Source organism: Streptomyces sp. NBC_00859 (genome assembly GCF_045161865.1).
Classification (GTDB): Bacteria; Actinomycetota; Actinomycetes; order Streptomycetales; family Streptomycetaceae; genus Streptomyces.
In genome coordinates this window covers 3,288,117-3,309,162 of the sequence record NZ_CP108826.1, presented here as the reverse complement: position 1 = coordinate 3,309,162, position 21,046 = coordinate 3,288,117, and the positions used below count along the sequence as shown (strand labels likewise).

The following is a 21,046-nucleotide window of genomic DNA, read 5'->3' as shown; positions in this document are numbered from 1 at the left end:
TGCCCGCTTGTATGGGCCGCTGGACGACGAACAGATGGGTGACGCGATGCGCAACATGAGCAGGAGGGGCCTGCTGGGACTGGGGGCCGGGGCTGCGGCCGCGGCCGGTCTGGCGGGCTGTGGTTCCGGCGGGAAGTCCACGGGCAGCAAGGAAAAGGGCAGCCAGGGCGCAGGTACCACCCCGAAAAAGGGTCCCGTCCGGCTCATCGGGGACGGGTCGACCGCCGACACCGGTCTCCAGCCGAACCAGCCGGCCAAACCGGTCCGGCTGGAGCCGGGGCAGACTCCGCCGCAGTTCGTCATTTTCTCCTGGGACGGTGCGGGCGAGGTCGGGAACGGCCTTTTCCCGCGATTCCTGAAACTCGCGAAAGAGCACCGGGCGGGGATGACATTCTTCCTCTCCGGGCTCTATCTGCTGCCCGAGTCGAAAAAGTCGCTCTACCGTCCGCCGAACAACCCGGTCGGATCCTCGGCCATCGGTTATCTCACCGATGACCACATCAAGGCGACCATGAAGTACACCCGGCAGGCCTGGCTCGACGGCCACGAGATCGGGACGCACTTCAACGGGCATTTCTGCGGCACCACTTCGGGCTCGGTCGCGCACTGGACCCCCGAGCAGTGGCAGAGCGAGATCGACCAGGCCGTCTCGTTCGTCACCGAATGGCGCACGAACACCGGCTGGCACGACGAGCCTCCGCTGCCATTCGACTACCGCAAGGAACTCGTGGGCAGCCGCACCCCGTGCCTGCTGGGCCAGGACAATCTGCTGCCGACGGCGAAGAAGCTCGGCTGGCGCTACGACGCCAGTTCGCCCGGCGGTATGCAGACATGGCCGGTCAAGCGCGGCGGGCTCTGGGACCTTCCGCTTCAGCAGATCCCGTTCCCGGGGCACACCTTCGAGGTGCTCTCGATGGACTACAACATGCTGGCGAATCAGTCCAAGAATTCAACAAAGGGCATGACGTCGCACTATCCGCACTGGCGCAAGCAGGCGGCCGCCTCGTATTTCGCCGGATTCAAGCGGGCGTACGAAACGAACCGCGCACCCATGTACATCGGCAACCACTTCGAGGAGTGGAACGGCGGCCTCTACATGGACGCCGTAGAGGAAGCCATGAAGAAGATCGCGGGCCGCCCCGATGTACGCCTCGTGTCCTTCCGTCAGTTCTGTGACTGGCTCGATGTGCAGGACCCGCAGGTACTCGCCAAGCTGCGTTCCCTCGAAGTCGGACAGCGGCCCGCCGGCGGGTGGAACAGTTTCCTTAAGGCTGCTTGACATCGGGCTTTCCGGGCAGTGAGGGGGGTGCCCAAGATCCGTGAAACGGCCATGCGAAACTTTTCACATGGCTCTTACGCGCCCCCTCCGCCGCCGCACCGACTTCCGCCGCGCCGCCCAGCTGGGCGCAGTGGCCGCGGCCGCGGCACTCGCTCTGTCGGCGTGCGGATCCGGGGACAAGGTGAGCAGCTCCCAGGGCTCCCGGTACGTGACCAGCAGCAGCGGCATCGTGACCGCGGCGAAGAGCGGGCGCCAGACCGCACCCGAACTGTCCGGCAAGACCATTGAGGGCAAGACCCTCGATGTGGGCAGCTCCTACCAGGGCAAGATCGTCGTGCTGAACGTCTGGGGCTCGTGGTGCCCGCCCTGCCGTGCCGAGGCCAAGAACCTGGCGAAGGTCTCCAGGGACCTCAAGGCCAAGGGCGTGGAGTTCGTCGGGATCAACACCCGCGACGCCTCCACCGGCCCGGCCAAGTCCTTCGAGAAGGACTACGGCGTCCCGTACCCGAGCCTCTACGACCCGACCGGCAAGCTCCTGCTCCGCTTCCCCGCGGGCAGCCTGAACCCGCAGTCCATCCCCTCCACGGTCGTCATCGACCGTGACGGGAAGATCGCGGCGCGGAAGGCGGGCGGCGTCGAAGAGGACACCCTGCGCAAGATGATCGACCCGCTCCTCACGGAGAAGTGATCCGGTGAGCGCACTTGTCACCGTGGCGGCCGAATCCGGGATCAACGGGACGGTCATCAACGGCACTCTGCTGGTCGCGCTGCCCATCGCTGTGCTGGGCGGCCTGATCTCCTTCTTCTCTCCGTGTGTCCTGCCGCTGGTTCCCGGTTATCTGAGTTACGTCACCGGGGTCAGCGGATCGGATCTCGCACAGGCCCGACGGGGCCGGATGGCCGCGGGCGCCGCGCTGTTCGTGGTCGGCTTCACCGCCGTCTTCGTCTCCGGCGGTGCGCTCTTCGGTTACTTCGGGAGCAAGCTTCTCGGATACCAGGGCATCCTCAGCAAGGTGCTGGGCGGGCTGATGATCCTGCTCGGGATCTTCTTCATGGGCATGATGCCCTGGCTCACCCAGCGTGAGTTCCGACTGCACAAGCGGCCGGTGACCGGTCTGGCGGGGGCCCCGTTGCTGGGTGCGCTCTTCGGTATCGGCTGGACGCCTTGCCTCGGACCGACGCTGTCGTCGGTGGAGTTGCTCGCATCGCAGCAGGGGACCGCAGGCCGCGGGGCCATACTGACCGTCGCGTACTGCCTCGGTCTGGGAGTGCCGTTCGTGCTCGCGGCAGTGGCCTTCCGCAAGGCGCTCGGCGCCTTCGGCTGGGTCAAGAAGCACTACGCCTGGGTGATGCGTATCGGCGGGATCATGATGATCGTGACCGGACTGCTGCTTGTGACCGGCGCATGGGACCGCATCATCCAGGAGATGCAGGTCTGGTCATCCGGCTACACGGTGGGGATCTGAGTTCCACATGAGCAAGACGACTGAAACGACGGACGCCGTGAACCAGGAAGGGGCCGCGGACACCGACGGGAACGAAGCCGACCTCGGCGCCGCCGGCTCACAGCTCTCCACGGCGCCCAAGGAGGAGTCGGCATCCAGCCTTCCCGCCATGGGCGTCATCGGCTGGATCCGCTGGTTCTGGCGCCAGCTGACCTCGATGCGGGTCGCGCTGCTCCTGCTGCTCCTGCTGTCGCTGGGAGCCATCCCCGGATCGCTGATCCCGCAGACCAGCATCGACGAGCTGAAGGTCACCGACTTCAAGGCCAAGCACGATGTGATCTCGCCGCTCTACGACAAGCTCGGGCTGTTCCACGTGTACAGCTCGGTCTGGTTCTCGGCGATCTACATCCTGCTGTTCATCTCCCTCATCGGCTGCATCGTGCCGCGCACCTGGCAGTTCGTCGGGCAGCTGCGAGGCCGCCCGCCGGGCGCGCCGAAGCGGCTCACCCGGCTGCCCGCGTACACGACCTGGCGTACGGAGTCCGAGCCGGAGGCCGTCCGGGACGCCGCGCTCGCGATGCTGAAGAAGCGCCGCTTCCGCGCCCATGTCTCCGGCGACGCGGTCGCGTCCGAGAAGGGCTTCCTGCGCGAGACCGGGAACCTGCTCTTCCACATCGCCCTGATCGTGCTCCTGGTCTCCTTCGCCAGCGGCCAGCTGTGGAAGTCCGAGGGCGGCAAGCTGGTCGTCGACGGCGACGGTTTCTCGAACACGCTCACGCAGTACGACGACTTCAAGGCGGGCACGCTCTTCGACGCCAACAAGCTGGCGCCGTTCAGCTTCACGCTGGACAAGTTCATCGGGACGTACGAGAAGAACGGGCCCAACCGCGGCACGCCCCGCAAGTACGAAGCGCATGTGACGTACTCCGAGGGCGCCGAAGGCAAGGACAAGAAGGGCGTCATCAAGGTCAACACGCCCCTTGAGGTCGACGGCTCGAAGGTCTATCTGGTCTCGCACGGCTACGCCCCGATCGTCGCGGTCAAGGACGCCAAGGGCAAGGAGATCTACCGCGACGCGGTGCCGCTGCTGCCGCTCGACTCCAACGCCACGTCGACCGGCGCCGTCAAGGTGATGGACGGCTACCGCAACGCGGCGGGCAAGAAGGAACAGCTCGGCTTCCAGACCATGTTCGTGCCGACCTACGCCGGCAAGGGCAAGGGGTCGATGTTCTCCACCTTCCCGGGGCTCGACTTCCCGGTGATGGCGGTCTCCGGCTTCCACGGTGACCTCGGGGTCGACTCGGGGCTGCCGCAGAGCGTGTACCAGCTCGACTCCAAGCACATGACGCAGTACAAGGACAGCAAGGGCAACAAGCTCGCCAAGCTCCTGCTGCCCGGCGAGACCATGAAGCTGCCGCACGGCGAGGGATCGATCCAGTTCCTCGGCGTCAAGCAGTGGGCGAGCTTCAAGATCTCGCACCAGCCCGGCACCGACTTCGCGCTGGCCGGAGCGCTGGCGGCCATCGCGGGCCTCGCCGGATCGCTGTTCATCCAGCGCCGCCGTGTCTGGGTCCGTGCCGTACGGGCAGAGGACGGCACCACCGTCGTGGAGATGGCCGGTCTCGGCCGGAGCGAATCCGCGAAGCTTCCCGAGGAGCTGGCCGACCTGGCCGCAACGCTCCATTCAGTGGCGCCGTCGGCGCCTGACTCCGCTGCATCCGCAGAGACTCCCGAAGGGGCCGAGAAGTGAATCTCGCCGCCGGAACCAATGAGAACCTGGCGCACATCAGCAATGTGCTCATCTATTCGTCGATGGCCGTCTACACCCTGGCCTTCTTCGCGCACATCGCGGAGTGGACCTTCGGCGCCCGCAGCAAGGTGGGCCGTACGGCCGCCGCGCTGACCGGGACGACCGCGTCCGCAGCCCCCTCGGTTCAGGTCACGAAGCAGGGCGGCGGCACCGCGGTACTGGACCGGCCGAAGATCGTCACCCGGTCCGCAGCCGGCTCCCGCGACGTCCCCGACGGCCCCGGCGCCGCGGGCGGCACCGTGAAGGGCGATCTGTACGGGCGGATGGCGATCTCCCTGACCGTCCTCGGCTTCCTCGTGGAGGCGGGCGGTGTGGTGGCCCGCGCCATGTCGGTGCAGCGGGCGCCGTGGGGCAACATGTACGAGTTCTCGATCACCTTCTCCTCGGTGGCGGTCGCTGCGTACCTGATCCTGCTCGTCGTCAAGAAGAACGTCCGCTGGCTGGGGCTCGCCCTGGTCACCACGGTCCTGCTCGACCTCGGTGTGGCCACCACGGTGCTCTACACCAAGAGCGACCAGCTCGTCCCGGCCCTGCACTCGTACTGGCTGTGGATCCACGTATCCACCGCGATCATCTGCGGCGCCATGTTCTACATGGGTTTCGTCGGCACCGCGCTCTACCTCTTCCGGGACCGCTACGAGGCGAAGCTGGCCCGCGGCGAGCAGCCGGGCGCCTTCGCCGAGTCGGTGCTCTCGCGGCTGCCGTCGGCCGCCTCGCTCGACAAGTTCGCGTACCGCATCAACGCCGCGGTCTTCCCGCTCTGGACGTTCACGATCATCGCGGGCGCCATCTGGGCCGGCGACGCCTGGGGCACCTACTGGGGCTGGGACCCCAAGGAGACCTGGTCGTTCATCACCTGGGTCGTCTACGCCTGCTACCTGCACGCCCGCGCCACCGCGGGGTGGAAGGGCCGCAAGGCCGCCTATCTGGCGCTCTTCGCCTTCGCCTGCTGGATCTGGAACTACTACGGCGTGAACATCTTCATCAACGGCATGCACTCCTACGCCGGAGTCTGAGCGGCCCGCTCAGCCCCGCCGCAGAAGGCCACCAGGAGGGCCGGTTTCCCGACACGCGTCGGTGAACCGGCCCTCTTCCGGTGTGGAACGCGTCTCCCGGGGCGAGGCTGGAGGCATGAGCCAGGCGATCGCACACGGCACCAGCACCAGCCACCGGGGCACCCACACCCTGCGGTTCGCCCTGTTCCTGCCGCACGCCGTGGCCCGGGTGTGGGGCGCGGTGGCCACCCCGGTCGGCCTGCCGCAGTGGCTCGCCACCGCCGACGTCTTCGAGTCGCGGCTCGGCGGCCACGTCACGCTGCGCGGCGCCGGCGTCCCGGCGGAGGCGGCCGGGACGGTCACCGCCTGGGAGACCGAGCAGGTCGCCGAGTACACCTTCGCCGGGCACGGCCGCGTCAGGTTCCATCTTGAATCCGTCGGGGCCGAGGCGACCGTGGTGCGCTTCACCCACGAGTTCACCGGGCCCGACGAGCGACGGCCGGACGCGCTGGCCTGCTGGCACCAGCACTTCGAGTACCTCTACGAAGCCCTCGAAGGCCTGCCCCGTGAGCGGACCGGCCGGCCGGCCGGGCACCGGGAGCGGTGGCAGGAGCTGCGGGCGGCCTACCTGCCCCGCGGCGGCAGGCACTCCTGAGCCGGCGGCTTCTTCGTCTTCGCGGGCCAGGCCAGCTTCACGAACTCCTGAGTCCCCCTCTGCGTCAACTGCACTATGGCCACGGCCTTGTCGTACGGGTTGCCGTAGTTGTCCAGGCAGATCCAGCCGCTCGCGCCGTTCACCCGCAGCGGCCCCTGCAGCTTCGACCAGACCGCGCCGACGTCCTCGATGTCCGGCAGGACACTGCTGCTCGCTCTCGCCCTCCTGATGCCGGTCACCGCGGTCGCCATCCCGTCGTACGCGATGATCGCCTGACCGTCGGCCAGGGACGCGTCATCGATCCGGCCGATCGGGCCGACCCCCTTGCCCGAAGCCGCTGCCACCGCGTTCGCGAAGGCCGTGTAGTCGGCAGGGCTGCCGCCCGTCGCCGGCATGCCGGGGTCGGTCGCCTTCGACCAGGAGCCCGGGTGCGCGAGCGCGGCGTACTGGACGATGACCGGTTCCGCGCCCTTCTTCGGCTTCAGCGCCTTCTTGTTGAGCTTCGCGTCGTAGCCGAGGTACGAGCCCTCGTCGCCGGTGAGGATCGTGAACTTCGTCCGTACGCAGATCCGGTTGCCCAGCGCGTTCACGAACTGCCGCAGCTGGGTGTGGCGGCCCGCGAAGAGGATCGTGTTCACCTGGCGGGCCGAGCAGATCGCGTCGGTGATCTGCGCGAACGTGTTGGCGGTCGAGCCGTCCTCGGACTGGTCGGGCGGCGAGGTGTACACCCGGTCCTCGTAGGGCGCGCCCGCCAGCATCCCGTTGAAGGCGGCCCTGAGCGTCTCCGTGTAGTGGTCACCGGGGTGCGTGTCGCGCACCAGGAGCGTCTTCTTCGGGTCGATGTCGGCGAAGTTCTTCAGCGCGTCGGCCTCGTCCTTGTTGGTCGGCGAGACCCGGGCGAGCCCGGGGTAGGGGATGCCCTTGGCGCTGTTCGAGATGTCGTCGGCCGTGATGGTGGTGCCGATCACCGGGATGCGGCTGCGGGTCAGCTCCTTCACCGCGTTGCGCGTCGCGTCACTGCTGGTCGCCACACCGGAGACGGCCCGCAGGTGGTCCGGGGCACCGGTCATGCCCTTGAGCTTGTCCACCGCCGTGGACCACTGCGCGCTGCCGGCACCGGTGTTGGCGAGTACCAGCCGGATCTTCGGCACCTGGTCGTTGTCGTCGTGGTTGGCGCGGTACTGCTCCACGAACGCGCCCTGCGCCTCGTGCAGCACCTTGTTCGCCATGTCGCCGTCCGTCGAGGTCAGCGGCAGCAGCAGGGCCACCGTCGCGTACTGGCCCTTCTTCAGCGTGCCGTTCTCGCGGGCGATGGCGCGCGCCACGTCGCGCAGCGCGGGCCGGCCGAAGTCGTAGCCGTCGCCGTTGACCCCTATGCACTCCGCGCCCTGCTCGGGGCGGTCGACGCCCTTGGCGCAGTGCAGGTCCGGTGTGTAGAGGGCGTACGCCGCGATGCCCGCGCCTGCGAGCAGGACCAGGACCACGACGGAGGTGACGATGCGCCGCAGACCCGTGTACCAGAAGAACTCGCGGAACCTGTTGCTCACGGCGCATTGCCCCCTGGGTCGCTTGCGGTACGGTCCGGGCTCCGCCACTCCCGGGCGGCCGACGGCCAGGTCCTGGAGGCATGCCAGAGCACTTCGTTGCCGGTCGGGTGCAGGGCCGAGAGCTGTGCCAGCTCGTCACCCATCTTCTCGGTGAGTCCCTCGTCGGGCAGGGCCAGCAGGTCGGTCAACTGCCAGACGCAGTAGAGCAGTCGGCGGATACGCAGATGGAAGACACGGTCCGTTCCGGCCGGTGGCCGCTGCTCGGCGTCGGTCCTTCCGAGCGCCACGGCGCGGCGTACGTCGCGCTCCGCGAAGTACGGCGCCGACGCGATGAAGCGCAGGTCGGCGAGCCAGGCGGCGGCGTCGGCTTCCCGGAAGGTGTCCCGCAGGTGTGTGACGGCGTTCTCGGTGCTGCCCAGAGCCAGTTCGTGGTGGAGGCGCCGCGGCGGCAGGCCCGCGCAGTGGTCGCGCATGGTCTCCTGGACCTCGCGCCAGAGCCCCGACGTGGACGAGGACTCCCCGGTGGGGTGGCGCAGCCGGTGCAGCAGCAGCGTGCGCAGGAACGGGTCGCCGACGAAGTGGTCGGGCGCGGCAGGCCAGCACTCCTCGGCCAGCAGGTCGCGCATCGGCAGGACGCCCGCCCGGCCGCCGTCGTGGTCGAGCCGGACGGTGGCCAGCACCTCGGCGTCCGCTGTGCTGTGAGCGGCGGCCAGCACCGCGAGGCGGTCGAGCCTGGCCGGCTGCACCAGCTGCTGGAGCAGCTCGGTCGCGGTCGGGCGGCCCGGCTCGTCCTCGCGCAGCGCGACGGGCCTGGCGAGCAGCGCCCCGGGGGTGAGGTCCTCGGGGGCATCGGATACCGGCACCGTGGGCCCGGTCAACTGCGCAGCCTGCCCCGCCGCCTTCGTCAGCAGGGCCACCCCGAGCGGGCGCCCGCCGGTCAGCCGGTGGATGGAGCGGGCCAGCAGCGGCGGGGTACGCATCCCCGGGTCCTCGCGGCCGAGCATCTGCCGTACGTGCTCGGGGCCGAGATCCGTCAGCTCCACGGTGAGCGCACCCGATGCGACCTCGCTGCCGCGCGTCCAGGGAGTGGAGTGCGTGACCTCCGGCAGCAGGCACCGCGCGGCCGACTGCAGGGCCGGATGGTCGCGGCCGCGCAGCGTGGCGATGAGGACGACCTGGTCGAGCCGGCCCGCCGCGCGGTCGCGCAACACCGGCTCAAGGAACCTGCGGCCCAGTGGCGCCTGGACGTTGTCGAGCAGCACCAGCGGCCTGCCGACCCGGCGCAGTCGCCCCATCCCCTGGTAGGCGGCCCGCAGATCGGCGCGGAGCGCCCCCACGAGGTGGCGCTCCGCGAGCGCGCGGGCATCGCTGTCACGGTCCCGGTGGAACTGCAGCGCCAGCAGATTCAGCCCGCGCTTCGCCTGGCCGCCGGCGCCCGGGTACTCCCCGTACCAGTTGGCGGCGGCGCGCTGACCCCGGTCGAAGAGGTCTTCGAGCAGGGACTCGACGGTGGTCTCGACGATGACGTCGAGTCCGGGAGGCGCCCCCGTCCACAGCGCGGCGAACTTCGCCGTGATCTTGACGAGCCAGCCCTTGCCCAGGCCCTTGAGCCGCGCCCCCGACTCGACGAGCATGCCGAGCCGCAGTGCCTCGTCGTGCACCTGCTGGCTGTTGTTCGGGTCCCATCCGGTGGAGGCGATGGCCACAAGACCGGCGGCCAGCCGCGGGAACTCGATGGCGCCCGCCCCGCGGACGGCCGGGCCGAGCTGCTCGCCGAGCACCAGGAGGGCCTCGGTGACCGGCGACCAGAAGCGGGCGCTGCGGTCGCCGGCCGGGAGCGGGGCGAAGGACGGGTGCTCGCAGTCGATGAGCGCGACAGGGGTGCGGCCGCGGTAGTTGGTGCGGAGCTGCTTGAGGACCACGGTCTTGCCCATGCCGCGCCCACCGGTGAGAACGGTCACCGGAAGGTCGTCCCGCCGGCCCGCGAAGGACTCGACGGGCGTCTGCTGGAACCCGTGCGGCGGCAGGCCGATGAGGCGTGGTGCGAGACCGTGGAGGAGCCCGCCCCGTGCGTACAACTCCCTTTCCACAGCACCTCCCACGCCGGCGTGCGCAGATGTCACTGCGTCAACAGCACCCTATCGAGGGAGTGTTGGTACTGGCATAGCCTTTCGGGGCCCGCCGGAAACACCGCTGGACGCCTGTGGCGAGGCGAAGCCCAACGCAGCCGACGCCCAGGGAGCGGCCGGGACGCCGGCTGAGGGAACGGGGGGTGGCGGGCGGGCGGTCGCAGGGCGAGCCGGGCCGGCGCCGGTCACTCCTCGCCGATGTCCTCGTTCCAGAGTTCCGGGTGGCGTGCGGTGAAGTCCCGCATCAGCTCCACGCATTCGGCGTCGTCGAGCACGACCACCCGCACCCCGTGCTCCGCCAGCCAGTCGTGGCCGCCGTGGAAGGTGGCGGCCTCGCCGACCACCAGCCGGGAGATCCCGAACTGCCGCACCAGACCGCTGCAGTACCAGCAGGGGGAGAGCGTGGTGACCATGGTCGTGCCCCGGTACGACCGCTGCCGCCCCGCGGCGCGGAACGCGGCGGTCTCGGCGTGCGTCGACGGATCGCCGTCCTGGACGCGACGGTTGTGCCCGCGGCCGAGCAGTGTGCCGTCCGCCCCGTACAGCGCGGCGCCGATCGGGATGCCGCCCTCCGCGAGTCCGGCCCGCGCCTCGGCGACGGCCGTGGTCAGCCACTGCCGGGCTGTCGTGCGGTCCAGCACCACCGGGCCCATGCCGCGCTCGGCCCTGTCCGTCTGCTCCACCGTGTCCCGTCCTTCTCTCAGGTCGCGTCCTCGCCGCTCTCGCGGCGCCGCAGTTCGTTCTCGCGGCGGCGCAGGTCCGCCTCCCGGTCCTGGAGCAGCTGCTCGGCCTGCTTGTTGTCCGCCCGCAGGGAGTCGAGGAACTCCGGATTGTCGTCGGGCGCCGTCCAGCCGCCCCGCCGCCCGCGGCCGGGGGCCGCACCGGCGGTCCCGCGCCGGGCCCGGCCCACCGCGATCCAGGCGACCGGGCCGACGAGCACCTCGCCGAAGAGCAGGATGACGAGGACCCACACGACCTTGGGAAGGCCGCGTACCTCTTCCTCCGGCGTGTTCAGGCAGTCGATGAAGGCGTAGATCCACAGCGCCAGGACCAGCAGGAAGGGCAGATACCTGAGCATGACCGAACGTTCCCCCCGGCAATGGTGGTGAGACGTCCGTAACGTCCCGATGACGGCCACAGGGTAGCGGTCGGGCACCGGCCGCCGCGCGTGGCGCCCGGCCCATGGCGGGCACCGGCTTCACCGCCGGGGATGACAGACTGGACCGCATGGCTTACGACGATCTTCGCTCGCTGCTCAGGGCGCTGGAGCGCGACGGCGACCTCAAGCGCATCAAGGTCGAGGTCGACCCCCATCTGGAGGTCGGGGAGATCGTCGACCGCGTCAACAAGGCGGGCGGCCCGGCCCTGCTCTTCGAGAACGTCAAGGGCTCGTCGATGCCCCTGGCGATGAACGTCTTCGGCACCGACCGGCGGCTGCTCAAGGCCCTCGGCCTCACTTCGTACGACGAGATCAGCGACCGGATCGGCGGCCTGCTCAAGCCCGAGCTGCCGCAGGGCTTCGTCGGCGTACGGGAGGCCTTCGGCAAGCTGGGCACGATGGTCCACGTACCGCCGAAGAAGGTGAAGCCGGATGCGGCCCCCGTCCAGGAAGTGGTCCTCACCGGCGACGACGTGGACCTCGACCGGCTCCCGGCGCTCTTCACCTGGCCCGAGGACGGCGGCTCCTTCTTCAACCTGGGGCTCACGCACACCAAGCACCCCGAGACCGGCATCCGCAACCTCGGCCTCTACCGCCTCCAGCGCCACGACAAGCGCACCATCGGTATGCACTGGCAGATCCACAAGGACAGCCGCAACCACTACGCGGTGGCCGCCAGGAAGGGCGAGCGGCTTCCCGTCGCCATCGCCTTCGGCGCTCCGCCCGCCGTGACGTACGCCTCCACCGCGCCGCTGCCCGAGGACATCGACGAGTACCTCTTCGCCGGCTTCGTACAGGGCAAGCGGATCGAGATGGTCGACTGCAGGACGGTCCCGCTCCAGGTCCCCGCCCAGGCCGAAGTGGTCCTGGAGGGCTGGCTGGAGCCGGGCGAGACGCTGCCCGAGGGCCCCTTCGGTGACCACACCGGCTTCTACACCCCGCAGGAACCGTTCCCCGCACTGACGATCGACTGCGTCACGATGCGCCGCCGTCCGCTGCTCCAGTCGATCGTCGTCGGCCGCCCGCCGACGGAGGACGGCCCCCTGGGGCGCGCGACGGAACGCTTCTTCCTGCCGCTGCTGAAGATCATCATCCCGGACATCGTGGACTACCACCTCCCCGAGTCGGGCGGCTTCCACAACTGTGCGATCGTCTCGATCGACAAGAAGTACCCGAAGCACGCACAGAAGGTCATGCACGCGGTCTGGGGTGCGCACATGATGTCGCTCACCAAGCTGATCGTCGTGGTGGACGCGGACTGCGATGTGCACGATCTGCACGAGGTGTCCTGGCGGGCCCTCGGCAACACGGACTACGCACGTGACCTGACCGTCGCCGAAGGCCCCGTAGACCATCTCGATCACGCCTCCTACCAGCAGTTCTGGGGCGGCAAGGCGGGTATCGACGCCACCCGGAAGTGGCCCGAGGAGGGCTATACGCGGGACGGCGGCTGGCCAGAGATGGTGCGGTCCGACCCTGCTGTCGCCGACCGGGTGACGAAGCGCTGGAAGGAGTACGGCCTGTGAGCGCATCCGCCGCCGCGCTGCCGCAACCGGGCAGGACCAAGGCGTTCCTCCGCCTGGTGATGATCGAGCACTCGGTCTTCGCGCTGCCCTTCGCGTACATCGCCGCACTGACCGCGATGTACCGGCTGGACGGCAACATCCACTGGGGACGGCTGCTCCTGGTGACCGTCGCGATGGTCGGTCTGCGCACCTTCGCGATGGCCTGCAACCGCATCATCGACCGGGAGATCGACGCCCGGAACCCGCGCACGGCCTCCCGTGAACTGGTCACGGGGGCGGTCTCGGTGAGGTCGGCCTGGACGGGCGCGCTGGTCGCGGTCGTCGTCTTCCTGGGCGCCGCGGCCGCGCTGAACCCGCTCTGCCTGGCGCTGGCGCCCATCGCGGTCATCCCGATGGTGGTCTATCCGTACGGGAAGCGCTTCACCAACTTCCCGCACGCGATCCTCGGTCTCGCCCAGGCGATCGGCCCGATCGGCGCCTGGCTGGCGATCACCGGGGAGTGGTCGTGGGACGCGGTCATCCTCGGTCTCGCGGTGGGCATCTGGATCGGCGGCTTCGACCTGATCTTCGGCTGCCAGGACGTCCAGGCGGACCGCGCGCACGGCGTGAAGTCGGTGCCCGCCCGCTTCGGCATCCCGGCCGCGCTGTACGGCGCCCGTGTCTGCCACGCGGTGACGACGGCGCTCCTCGTCTGGTACGCGGTGGCGACGGACGCCGGCGCGTTCTTCTGGGCCGGTCTGGTGGTCGTCGCGGTGGCCTTCGTCTACGAGCACAACGTGGTGAAGCCGCACGATCTGTCCCGGCTGAACCGGGCGTTCTTCTCGGTCAACGGCTTCATCGGGATCGCCCTGTTCGTGTGCGCCCTCGTTGATCTGCTGGTGCGGGGACTGACCGTGTGAGTAACGGTCCGCCTGTCAGCGAGTGCAGGGACAGGGAGGCCGACGTGACGCTTTCGGTCACCGAACACCTGCACTCGCAGCTCATCCGGTTCATCCCGTACGGCGAGGCGGTGACGGTCCGGACCCCGCTCGGCCGTCTTACCGTGGACACCAGCGCGCTCCCGGTGGACCCCGAGCGCACCTGATCCACACCTGACCCGCGGCGCGTTCCCACCGGCCGGATAGGCTCGGACACGTGGAGCACGTGAATGTACACAGTCAGCAGCCGCGGCGGCCGTGGATCGTCGGGGTCTCCGGGGCGTCCGGTACGCCCTACGCGGCGGCTGTGCTCCGCGGCCTGCTCGACGCGGGCGAGGCCGTGGATCTCGTGGTCAGCCGTTCGTCGCGGCTGACCCTGCTCGACGAGACCGGGATCGCTTTCCGTGACGCGCACTGGCGGGACGACCTGCGCACCTGGCTGGCCAGGGGAGCGGACGGGAAGCCGGGCACTTTCGCGGTGGACCCGGACCTCTTCGCGGGCGAGGCCGGTGCCGTACGCCACTGGGCCGCCGGGGATCTGGCCGCCGGTCCGTCGTCCGGCTCGTACCCGGTCAAGGGCATGATCATTGTCCCGGCGTCCACCGCCTGCGTGGCCGGGGTCGCGCTCGGGCTCTCGAAGGATCTGCTGCAGCGTGCGGCGAGTGTGACGCTCAAGGAGCGGCGCCCGCTGGTGGTCGCGGTGCGGGAGACCCCGCTCAACGGCCAGACGCTGCGGCATCTGGTGTCCCTGGACGAGGCGGGCGCCGTGGTCCTGCCCGCCTCGCCGGCGTTCTATGCGGGGGCGACGCACATCCAGGACCTGGTGGACTTCGTCGCCGGGCGGGTGCTCGACGCGGCCGGGGTGCCGCACCGCCTGTACCGCCGCTGGGAGGGAGAGCTCGGTGGCTCCCGCGAGGACTGAGCCCGCAGACCCGGCCCGGGAGGTCAGCGCTTCTTGGCGTGCCGCTTCGTACGGCGGTCCGGGGCGGCGGTGGCGAGCCGCTGGTCACGCGAACGGTTGGCCTGATCCTGCAGCTCACGCATGCGGGCGTAGGCCATCTCGATCGTGTACACGGTGAACATCACTCCTGATGGAAGATTCGCAGGGTGTTTTCCCTGCGCGCCTTAGATTCTATACGTAAACTCGCGATATTGCTGAACAATGGAAGGCTTCAACAGTATGGACGCGGTGGACAGGCAGCTCATCCAGGCGCTGCGGGAGAACGGCAGGGCCTCCTACGCCGAGCTCGGCCGGCTTGTCGGGCTCTCCGGGCCCAGCGTCACCGACCGCATCAACCGCCTGGAAGCGGCCGGCGTGATCACCGGGTACCGGGCCACCGTCGACGCCAAGTCGCTCGGCCTCGGGGTGACCGCGCTCATCGGCATCTCGCTCTCGGACGCCGCCGACCACGAGGACGTGGCCCACCGCCTCAAGGACCTGGCCGAGATCGAGGACGCCTGGTTCATCGCCGGCGACGACTCGTACATGCTCAAGGTCAGGGTCGACGACGTGGACGGCCTGGAGCGCACGATCCGCAGGCTCAGCGGCACCCGGGGCGTCTCCCGCACCCGCACCACGATCGTGCTCTCCACCAAGTGGGAGAACCGCGTCGGGGAGCTTCCCGAGCCGAGCTGACCCGGGGCCCCGGCGCGGGGTGCAAGCCGGGTCCCGGCGCCGCGGGGGCGGGGGAGTACGGTTGGCTGGTTGTTTACGTACGCATATGGGAGGCGGCCGCACTATGACTGCGTCGATCAACGATGTAGGCCTCAAGCGCGAGATCGAGGCGAAGGTCAGGGACGGCGAGCGGCTGACCCGCGAGGACGGCGTCGCGCTCTACGAGACGGACGACCTGGCCTGGCTCGGCGGCCTCGCCCATGAGGTGCGTACGCGCAAGAACGGCGACGTGGTCCACTTCAACGTCAACCGGCACCTCAACATGACCAATGTGTGCACCGCCTCGTGCGCCTACTGCTCGTTCCAGCGCAAGCCGGGCGAGAAGGACGCGTACACGATGCGCATCGAGGAGGCCGTCCGCCTCGCCAAGGCGATGGAGGGCGACAACCTCACCGAGCTGCACATCGTGAACGGCCTGCACCCGACGCTGCCGTGGCGGTACTACCCGCGCTCGCTCAGCGCCCTGAAGGAAGCCCTGCCGCAGGTCGCACTCAAGGCGTTCACCGCTACCGAGATCCACCACTTCGAGACGATCTCCGGACTCTCCGCGTCCGAGATCCTCGACGAGCTGATCGAGGCCGGTCTGGAGTCGCTGACCGGTGGCGGCGCCGAGATCTTCGACTGGGAGGTCCGGCAGCACATCGTCGACCACGCCACCCACTGGGAGGACTGGTCGCGCATCCACCGCCTCGCCCACGAGAAGGGTCTCAAGACCCCGGCGACGATGCTGTACGGCCACATCGAGGAGCCGCGCCACCGCGTGGACCACGTGCTGCGGCTGCGCGAACTCCAGGACGAGACCGGCGGCTTCCAGGTCTTCATCCCGCTGCGCTACCAGCACGACTTCGTCGACATGAAGGACGGCAAGGTCCGCAACAAGCTCCAGGTGCGGACCACGATGGCGACCGGTGCCGAGGCGCTGAAGACCTTCGCCGTCTCCCGGCTGCTGTTCGACAACGTCCCGCACGTCAAGGTCTTCTGGCCCATGCACGGCGTCCAGACCTCGCAGCTCGCGCTGCAGCACGGCGCCGACGACATGGACGGCTCGGTGGTCGAGTACAAGATCACCCACGACGCCGACAACTACGGCACGCCGAACAAGCTCGGCCGTGAGGACCTGCTCGAACTGATCCGGGACGCGGGCTTCCGCCCGGTCGAGCGCAACACGCAGTACGAGATCGTCCGCGAGTTCGACGGACCGGACCCGGCCCGCCGCGACGCCCCGCAGGCGATGCGCTTCTGATCCGTCGCCCCTGACGGGTCCGTCCCCCGACCGGTCCCTCCCGGCCGATCGGTACCCCGCTGGACCGCCGTACCGGAACCCCGGCCATCGCCGGGGTTCCGCCCTTTTCTACGCTGGACGTATGAGCCTCACGTTTCAGCTGGACCCGCGGATGGACACGAAGCTGCGGGACGGCATCGTCGCGCTCTGGACGGACGTGTCGAACGCCGGTGGCTCCGTCGGCTTCGTCCCGCCGGTCACTTCCGACGACATACGCCCCGAGCTGATCAAGCACCTGACCGCGATGACCGAGGGCCGCGCCCGGCTGCTCGTCGGCCGCGACGGGAGCGGGACGGTCGCCGCCACCGCGTTCCTCACGTTGAACACACACCGGCTGATGCGGCACTGGCTCTGGCTGTACACGGTGATGGTCCACCCCTCCCACCAGGGCAAGGGGTACGGGCGCGACCTGATGTCCGCAGCCGCGGATGCGGCTCGCACCCTCGACGGCATCGAGGGAATCCGCCTCACCTGCCGCGGCGGGACGGGTGTGGACCGGTTCTACGAGTCCTGCGGGTACAAGGAAGTGGGCCGGGTGCCCGGCGCGATCCGGGTCGCGCCGGGCGATGAACGCGACGACATCATGATGTATTTGCCGCTGCTCTGATCCGGGCCGGACCGCCGCTCCGGCACCCCCCGGCCGGGGTGATCACAAGTGGGGCGTGCTTCACTTGTCGGGCAGGATCAGCTGGATCAGCTGCCGTCGGCAGGAAGTCCCACGGTACGAAGTCCACCGGTACGAAGAGAGAGGCCCCAGCCGTGTCTGTAGCCAACCCGGGCGCCACGATTCGCTACACCGCGATGCGGATCGTCATCTTCATGGGGTCTCTGGTCTTCTGCGCGCTCCTGGTCCACTTCGGCATCGTCCCCAAGGGCCTCGGCGGCTCCAACTTCATCTGGACCATCCTGCTGGCACTGGTCATCTCCGCTCCGCTCAGCTTCGTGCTGCTGCGCAAGCAGCGCGACAAGATGTCCGAGCAGCTGATCAACCGGGTGGAGCGCGCCAAGGACAAGCTGGAGACCAGCCGCACGCAGGAGGACGGCCTCACCCAGTAGGGACGGCCCTCACCCAGTAGAGGCGGCCTCGCCGGGCAGGAACGGCATCGTTCCGCCGGGACGGGCCCCTCACCGTAAGCGCCGTCAGCGGGCATCTCCGGCAGGCCTTCAGCCTCCGAGCGAGCCGGGCGGACCGCGGAGCCGTCCCAAGGCGCGGGCAAGCGCCGTAAGTTACGTCACACACGCCGGGAACCCCGGGCCGGAGCCAGCCGCTCCAGCGCCGGGGTTCCGGCGTTTTCGCGTATACCCCTGCCGCTGCCCCAAAGCCCGGCTTTGAGGCTCTCAAAGTTCAAGTGTTAACGTGTTCGACATGAAGACAGCCGTGCGCCCGCACCCCAAGAGCCCCGCGCTCGTGGAGCGCCTGCATGTCGATCTCTGCCGCTGCATGTCCGCGGCCTGTCGCCGCGTCTGATCGGCCTCATGCGGCGGCGCCCCCACGTGACCGGGCGCCGCGCCCCCGTCCCCCGTGCTCCCTGCCGAGCACACAGCTGCGTCCTCACCGGAGTGTCCCCATGTCCGCAGGTTCCGCGAGTTCCGCGAACTCCACCGCGAGCCCCAGTACGGGCCCCGCGAAGAAGTCTCGAATATCCGACAAGTTCCCGTTCTGGGCCCAGATCATCGCCGGTCTGGCCCTCGGTGTCCTGCTCGGCTGGCTGGCCCGCAGCCAGGACATCAGCTGGCTCAAGTCCACGCTGGAGCACGTCGGTGACATCTTCATCCAGCTGCTGAAGCTGGCGGTCGCCCCGCTGGTCTTCTTCGCGATCCTGGTGTCGATCACCAATCTGCGCAAGGTCAACAACGCCGCCAGGCTGGCCACCCGTACGGTGATGTGGTTCATGATCACGTCACTCATCGCGGTCGTCATCGGCCTGGCGATCGGCCTGATCACCAACCCCGGCGCAGGCACCGGCCTCACGCCGAAGGACGGTAAGGCCCCCGACGGCTCCGGCTCCTGGATCGACTTCCTGACAGGCATCGTGCCGACGGACGTCGTCACGCCGTTCACCCAGCTGAACGTCCTGCAGATCGTCTTCATGGCTGCCGTCGCCGGTATCGCCGCACTGCAGCTGGGTGAGAAGGCGGAGCCGATCCTCAAGATCAGCGAGTCCGTCCTGGAGCTGCTGCAGAAGGCCCTGTGGTGGGTCATCCGCCTCGCGCCGCTGGGCACCATCGGCCTGATCGGCTTCGCCATCGCCGACTACGGCTGGGACCTGATCGGCAAGTACGCGACCTTCACCGCCGACATCTACGTCGGCTGCGCGCTGATCCTCTTCGTCGTCTACCCGGTGCTGCTCGCGACGGTCGCCAAGGTCAACCCGCTGCAGTTCTTCAAGGGCGCCTGGCCGGCGATCCAGCTCGGCTTCGTCTCCCGCTCCTCCGTCGGCACCATGCCGGTCACTCAGCGCGTCACCGAGCGTCTCGGCGTGCCGAAGGAGTACGCGTCCTTCGCGGTGCCGTTCGGCTCCACCACCAAGATGGACGGCTGCGCCTCGATCTACCCGGCGATCGCCGCGATCTTCATCGCGCAGATCTTCGACGTGCACCTCGGCGTCCAGGACTACCTGCTCATCGCCTTCGTCTCGGTCATCGGCTCGGCGGCCACCGCCGGCCTGACCGGAGCGACCGTGATGCTGACGCTGACCCTCTCCACGCTGGGACTCCCGCTGGAGGGCGTGGGTCTGCTGATGGCGATCGACCCGATCCTGGACATGATGCGCACCGCGACGAACGTCGCCGGCCAGGCCCTGATCCCGGTCATCGTCTCGGCCCGCGAGAAGATCCTGGACCTCGACGCGTTCAACTCCGCTTCGGCCTCCCCGGTCGACGAGCGCGAGGTGCACACCGCCGATGTCGAGCAGGAGACGTCGGTTCCGGTCGCTGCCTGACACGGTCCGACCGGGACTTGTCCCCGCTTGGGCATTGCTTGATCGTTCACTTCACGCCACCGGCCCCTCCTCCGTACGACGGGGAGGGGCCGGAGCCGTACCCTTGCCTGGTGCGGACCAACTGGCTGAAGGGGACTCTGAGGTGGGTGCAGTCAAGGCGGCCAAAGGCAAGCGGATGCCGAGGGCGGTGCGCGAGCAGCAGATGATGGACGCTGCCGTGCGGACGTTCGGGCAGCTTGGGTACCGGGCCGCCTCGATGGACGAGATCGCCGAACTGGCGGGTGTGTCCAAGCCGCTGGTCTACCTCTACCTGAACTCCAAGGAAGAGCTCTTCACCGCCTGCATCCGCCGTGAGGCGGAGTCGCTGGTCGCCGCGGTACGGGCCGGGGTGGACCCCGGTGACCCCGCGGACCAGCAGCTGTGGCACGGTGTCGGCGCCTTTTTCGAGCACACGGCGGGCCACCCCGACGGCTGGAACGTCCTGCACCACCAGGCCCGTACGCACGGTGAACCGTTCGCCGCCGAAGTCACCGCCATGCGGGACGAGATCGTGAGGTTCGTGACGGGCCTGATCGGCGCGGCGGCCCGCGAGGCCCACCGCGATCCGGCCCTGCCCGACCGTGATGTGGCCGGTCTCGCCCAGGCGTTGGTGGGCGCGGCGGAGTCCCTCGCCGGCTGGGCGAACGGGACGACCGGAGTCTCGGCCAAGGAGGCCGCGTCCACGCTGATGAACTTCGCCTGGGCCGGTCTGGAGAACCTCATGAACGGGGAGCGCTGGGCGCCGTCACCGCGCCGGTGAGGTGGATCCGGCTTTCCGCGCCGCCCCGTCCTGGGCTCCGCACCTCGAACCCGTCGGCCCCGGCTGCGTACGTCACTGTCCCGGGGAGCAGCACCGGCGCCCTGAAGTCGACGCGTACGTGCACGGCTTCCGGGACCCCCGCCTCGGCCAGACAGCGTGCGGCCGTCCACATGCCGTGTGCGATGGCTCGCGGGAATCCGAAGAGCTTCGCGGTCAGCGGGTACAGGTGGATCGGGTTGCGGTCCCCGGACGCGGCGCCGTAACGACGCCCCAGATCGGCGGGAAGCCGCCAGGTGGTTGTGCCGGTGGCTGTGCCTGCGCCCGTGGGAGCGTGCTCTGCGGGAGCGGGCGGTCGGCCGCTGCCGTCCTCGGCGGCGGGCGCTTCCCGCGCCGGGTGCCGGGCCAGATAGGTACTGCGCGACTCCCAGAGCAGCTCACCCCCGAGCCGAGCTTCGGTTGCCATCACGACCTCGGTGCCACGCCGGTGCGGCCGCAACCCGTCCGCGTACACGGTCAGTTCGGGCCGGACGTCGAGGGGGAGAGCGCGCTGTCGGGTGATCTCGATGCCGGTGTGGACGAGCCCAAGGACCGGCAGCGGGAAGGCCCGAGCCGTCATCAGCTTCATGGCCAGGGGAAAGCCGAGGACATGGGGATAGGTGAGGGGGAGCGGGTCCGCACGGTCGAAGCCGCATACGCGTGAATACGCGGCGAGGCGCCCGGGGTCGATCCGGACCCCGGGCAGTACCAGCCGGCTCGCGGGCAGCGGTGCCTCGGCCGACACGGCGCGCTTGAGAGGCGAGGTCAGTGCGCCGCGCATCATGGAGGGCAGCAGGCCGGGGGAGTGCGGGGGGCGGTCACTCATGGTGCGGGCTCCCTGATCCGTAAG

Annotated in this window: 22 protein-coding genes; 16 read left to right on the top strand and 6 right to left on the bottom strand. The window is 69.4% G+C overall.

Annotated elements, in window-relative coordinates; all coding sequences use genetic code 11:
• Window positions 1-46 precede the first annotated feature (46 nt).
• The 6 genes from OG584_RS14200 (at window position 47) to OG584_RS14175 (ending at window position 6,184) form a co-directional block, all read left to right on the top strand.
• Complete coding sequence (locus OG584_RS14200; protein ID WP_405784066.1) at window positions 47-1,279, top strand: hypothetical protein; 1,233 nt, start codon at window positions 47-49, stop codon at window positions 1,277-1,279.
• Window positions 1,280-1,346: 67 nt separating this feature from the next.
• The gene (locus OG584_RS14195; protein ID WP_405778184.1) at window positions 1,347-1,967 is read left to right on the top strand and encodes a TlpA family protein disulfide reductase; all 621 of its coding nucleotides are present in this window, start codon (window positions 1,347-1,349) and stop codon (window positions 1,965-1,967) included.
• 4 nt (window positions 1,968-1,971) lie between these two features.
• Window positions 1,972-2,745, top strand: coding sequence for a cytochrome c biogenesis CcdA family protein (locus OG584_RS14190; protein ID WP_405778183.1), 774 nt, complete (start codon window positions 1,972-1,974; stop codon window positions 2,743-2,745).
• 7 nt (window positions 2,746-2,752) lie between these two features.
• On the top strand, window positions 2,753-4,474 hold the full coding sequence (locus OG584_RS14185; protein ID WP_405778182.1) for a cytochrome c biogenesis protein ResB: 1,722 nt from the start codon (window positions 2,753-2,755) through the stop codon (window positions 4,472-4,474).
• A complete protein-coding gene (gene ccsB / locus OG584_RS14180; RefSeq protein WP_405778181.1) occupies window positions 4,471-5,550 on the top strand; it encodes a c-type cytochrome biogenesis protein CcsB in 1,080 nt (359 codons plus the stop codon). The genes OG584_RS14185 and ccsB overlap by 4 nt, the downstream gene beginning before the upstream one ends.
• Before the next feature lie 115 nt (window positions 5,551-5,665).
• Window positions 5,666-6,184: an SRPBCC domain-containing protein gene (locus OG584_RS14175; protein WP_405778180.1), complete on the top strand. Its 519-nt coding sequence runs from the start codon at window positions 5,666-5,668 to the stop codon at window positions 6,182-6,184.
• Here OG584_RS14175 and OG584_RS14170 read toward each other — a convergent pair.
• The 4 genes from OG584_RS14170 to OG584_RS14155 form a co-directional block, all read right to left on the bottom strand.
• Window positions 6,154-7,731 (bottom strand): hypothetical protein, encoded by a 1,578-nt coding sequence (locus OG584_RS14170; protein WP_405778179.1) that lies wholly within the window; start codon window positions 7,729-7,731, stop codon window positions 6,154-6,156. The two genes, OG584_RS14175 and OG584_RS14170, sit on opposite strands and share 31 nt — an antisense overlap.
• Window positions 7,728-9,821: a hypothetical protein gene (locus OG584_RS14165; RefSeq protein ID WP_405778178.1), complete on the bottom strand. Its 2,094-nt coding sequence runs from the start codon at window positions 9,819-9,821 to the stop codon at window positions 7,728-7,730. The genes OG584_RS14170 and OG584_RS14165 overlap by 4 nt, the downstream gene beginning before the upstream one ends.
• Before the next feature lie 224 nt (window positions 9,822-10,045).
• The gene (locus OG584_RS14160; RefSeq protein ID WP_405784064.1) at window positions 10,046-10,513 is read right to left on the bottom strand and encodes a nucleoside deaminase; all 468 of its coding nucleotides are present in this window, start codon (window positions 10,511-10,513) and stop codon (window positions 10,046-10,048) included.
• A gap of 47 nt (window positions 10,514-10,560) precedes the next feature.
• Window positions 10,561-10,938: a PLD nuclease N-terminal domain-containing protein gene (locus tag OG584_RS14155; protein ID WP_405778177.1), complete on the bottom strand. Its 378-nt coding sequence runs from the start codon at window positions 10,936-10,938 to the stop codon at window positions 10,561-10,563.
• A gap of 149 nt (window positions 10,939-11,087) precedes the next feature.
• On the opposite strand from OG584_RS14155, the gene OG584_RS14150 reads away from it, so the two are divergent.
• The 4 genes from OG584_RS14150 to OG584_RS14135 are packed head-to-tail and all read left to right on the top strand — an operon-like array spanning window position 11,088 to window position 14,384.
• Window positions 11,088-12,545 carry a menaquinone biosynthesis decarboxylase gene (locus tag OG584_RS14150; RefSeq protein WP_405778176.1) on the top strand — a complete coding sequence of 486 codons (1,458 nt, stop codon included), beginning with the start codon at window positions 11,088-11,090 and terminating at the stop codon, window positions 12,543-12,545.
• Window positions 12,542-13,444: a menaquinone biosynthesis prenyltransferase MqnP gene (gene mqnP / locus OG584_RS14145; RefSeq protein WP_405778175.1), complete on the top strand. Its 903-nt coding sequence runs from the start codon at window positions 12,542-12,544 to the stop codon at window positions 13,442-13,444. Before OG584_RS14150 ends, mqnP begins: the two co-directional genes overlap by 4 nt.
• A 44-nt stretch (window positions 13,445-13,488) precedes the next feature.
• A complete protein-coding gene (locus tag OG584_RS14140; protein ID WP_405778174.1) occupies window positions 13,489-13,629 on the top strand; it encodes a hypothetical protein in 141 nt (46 codons plus the stop codon).
• A gap of 59 nt (window positions 13,630-13,688) precedes the next feature.
• Complete coding sequence (locus tag OG584_RS14135; RefSeq protein ID WP_405784063.1) at window positions 13,689-14,384, top strand: UbiX family flavin prenyltransferase; 696 nt, start codon at window positions 13,689-13,691, stop codon at window positions 14,382-14,384.
• Window positions 14,385-14,407: 23 nt separating this feature from the next.
• On the opposite strand, the gene OG584_RS14130 is transcribed toward OG584_RS14135, so the two are convergent.
• The gene (locus OG584_RS14130; RefSeq protein ID WP_405778173.1) at window positions 14,408-14,545 is read right to left on the bottom strand and encodes a hypothetical protein; all 138 of its coding nucleotides are present in this window, start codon (window positions 14,543-14,545) and stop codon (window positions 14,408-14,410) included.
• Window positions 14,546-14,642: 97 nt separating this feature from the next.
• On the opposite strand from OG584_RS14130, the gene OG584_RS14125 reads away from it, so the two are divergent.
• From OG584_RS14125 to OG584_RS14100, 6 genes are all read left to right on the top strand, one after another.
• The gene (locus OG584_RS14125) at window positions 14,643-15,098 is read left to right on the top strand and encodes an Lrp/AsnC family transcriptional regulator (RefSeq protein ID WP_164259277.1); all 456 of its coding nucleotides are present in this window, start codon (window positions 14,643-14,645) and stop codon (window positions 15,096-15,098) included.
• A gap of 103 nt (window positions 15,099-15,201) precedes the next feature.
• Window positions 15,202-16,380 (top strand): aminofutalosine synthase MqnE, encoded by a 1,179-nt coding sequence (gene mqnE / locus OG584_RS14120; protein ID WP_405778172.1) that lies wholly within the window; start codon window positions 15,202-15,204, stop codon window positions 16,378-16,380.
• A 121-nt stretch (window positions 16,381-16,501) separates the two neighbouring features.
• Complete coding sequence (locus tag OG584_RS14115; RefSeq protein ID WP_405778171.1) at window positions 16,502-17,026, top strand: GNAT family N-acetyltransferase; 525 nt, start codon at window positions 16,502-16,504, stop codon at window positions 17,024-17,026.
• A gap of 152 nt (window positions 17,027-17,178) precedes the next feature.
• Window positions 17,179-17,475, top strand: coding sequence for a DUF4229 domain-containing protein (locus OG584_RS14110; protein WP_405778170.1), 297 nt, complete (start codon window positions 17,179-17,181; stop codon window positions 17,473-17,475).
• 512 nt (window positions 17,476-17,987) lie between these two features.
• Complete coding sequence (locus OG584_RS14105; protein ID WP_405778169.1) at window positions 17,988-19,361, top strand: dicarboxylate/amino acid:cation symporter; 1,374 nt, start codon at window positions 17,988-17,990, stop codon at window positions 19,359-19,361.
• A gap of 175 nt (window positions 19,362-19,536) precedes the next feature.
• Complete coding sequence (locus OG584_RS14100; protein ID WP_405784062.1) at window positions 19,537-20,160, top strand: TetR/AcrR family transcriptional regulator; 624 nt, start codon at window positions 19,537-19,539, stop codon at window positions 20,158-20,160.
• Here OG584_RS14100 and OG584_RS14095 read toward each other — a convergent pair.
• Window positions 20,120-21,022: a MaoC family dehydratase gene (locus tag OG584_RS14095; RefSeq protein ID WP_405778168.1), complete on the bottom strand. Its 903-nt coding sequence runs from the start codon at window positions 21,020-21,022 to the stop codon at window positions 20,120-20,122. The genes OG584_RS14100 and OG584_RS14095 overlap by 41 nt on opposite strands.
• Between the last annotated feature and the right edge of the window lie 24 nt (window positions 21,023-21,046).

Bases quoted from the DNA above. Each gene is read 5' to 3' on its own strand.
- OG584_RS14200 (WP_405784066.1), top strand. From the start codon at position 47: ATGCGCAACATGAGCAGGAGGGGCCTGCTGGGACTGGGGGCCGGGGCT.
- OG584_RS14195 (WP_405778184.1), top strand. From the start codon at position 1,347: ATGGCTCTTACGCGCCCCCTCCGCCGCCGCACCGACTTCCGCCGCGCC.
- OG584_RS14185 (WP_405778182.1), top strand. From the start codon at position 2,753: ATGAGCAAGACGACTGAAACGACGGACGCCGTGAACCAGGAAGGGGCC.
- OG584_RS14175 (WP_405778180.1), top strand. From the start codon at position 5,666: ATGAGCCAGGCGATCGCACACGGCACCAGCACCAGCCACCGGGGCACC.
- OG584_RS14160 (WP_405784064.1), bottom strand. From the start codon at position 10,513: ATGGGCCCGGTGGTGCTGGACCGCACGACAGCCCGGCAGTGGCTGACC.
- OG584_RS14155 (WP_405778177.1), bottom strand. From the start codon at position 10,938: ATGCTCAGGTATCTGCCCTTCCTGCTGGTCCTGGCGCTGTGGATCTAC.
- OG584_RS14150 (WP_405778176.1), top strand. From the start codon at position 11,088: ATGGCTTACGACGATCTTCGCTCGCTGCTCAGGGCGCTGGAGCGCGAC.
- OG584_RS14130 (WP_405778173.1), bottom strand. From the start codon at position 14,545: ATGTTCACCGTGTACACGATCGAGATGGCCTACGCCCGCATGCGTGAG.
- OG584_RS14125 (WP_164259277.1), top strand. From the start codon at position 14,643: ATGGACGCGGTGGACAGGCAGCTCATCCAGGCGCTGCGGGAGAACGGC.
- mqnE (WP_405778172.1), top strand. From the start codon at position 15,202: ATGACTGCGTCGATCAACGATGTAGGCCTCAAGCGCGAGATCGAGGCG.
- OG584_RS14115 (WP_405778171.1), top strand. From the start codon at position 16,502: ATGAGCCTCACGTTTCAGCTGGACCCGCGGATGGACACGAAGCTGCGG.
- OG584_RS14105 (WP_405778169.1), top strand. From the start codon at position 17,988: ATGTCCGCAGGTTCCGCGAGTTCCGCGAACTCCACCGCGAGCCCCAGT.
- OG584_RS14100 (WP_405784062.1), top strand. From the start codon at position 19,537: ATGCCGAGGGCGGTGCGCGAGCAGCAGATGATGGACGCTGCCGTGCGG.
- OG584_RS14095 (WP_405778168.1), bottom strand. From the start codon at position 21,022: ATGAGTGACCGCCCCCCGCACTCCCCCGGCCTGCTGCCCTCCATGATG.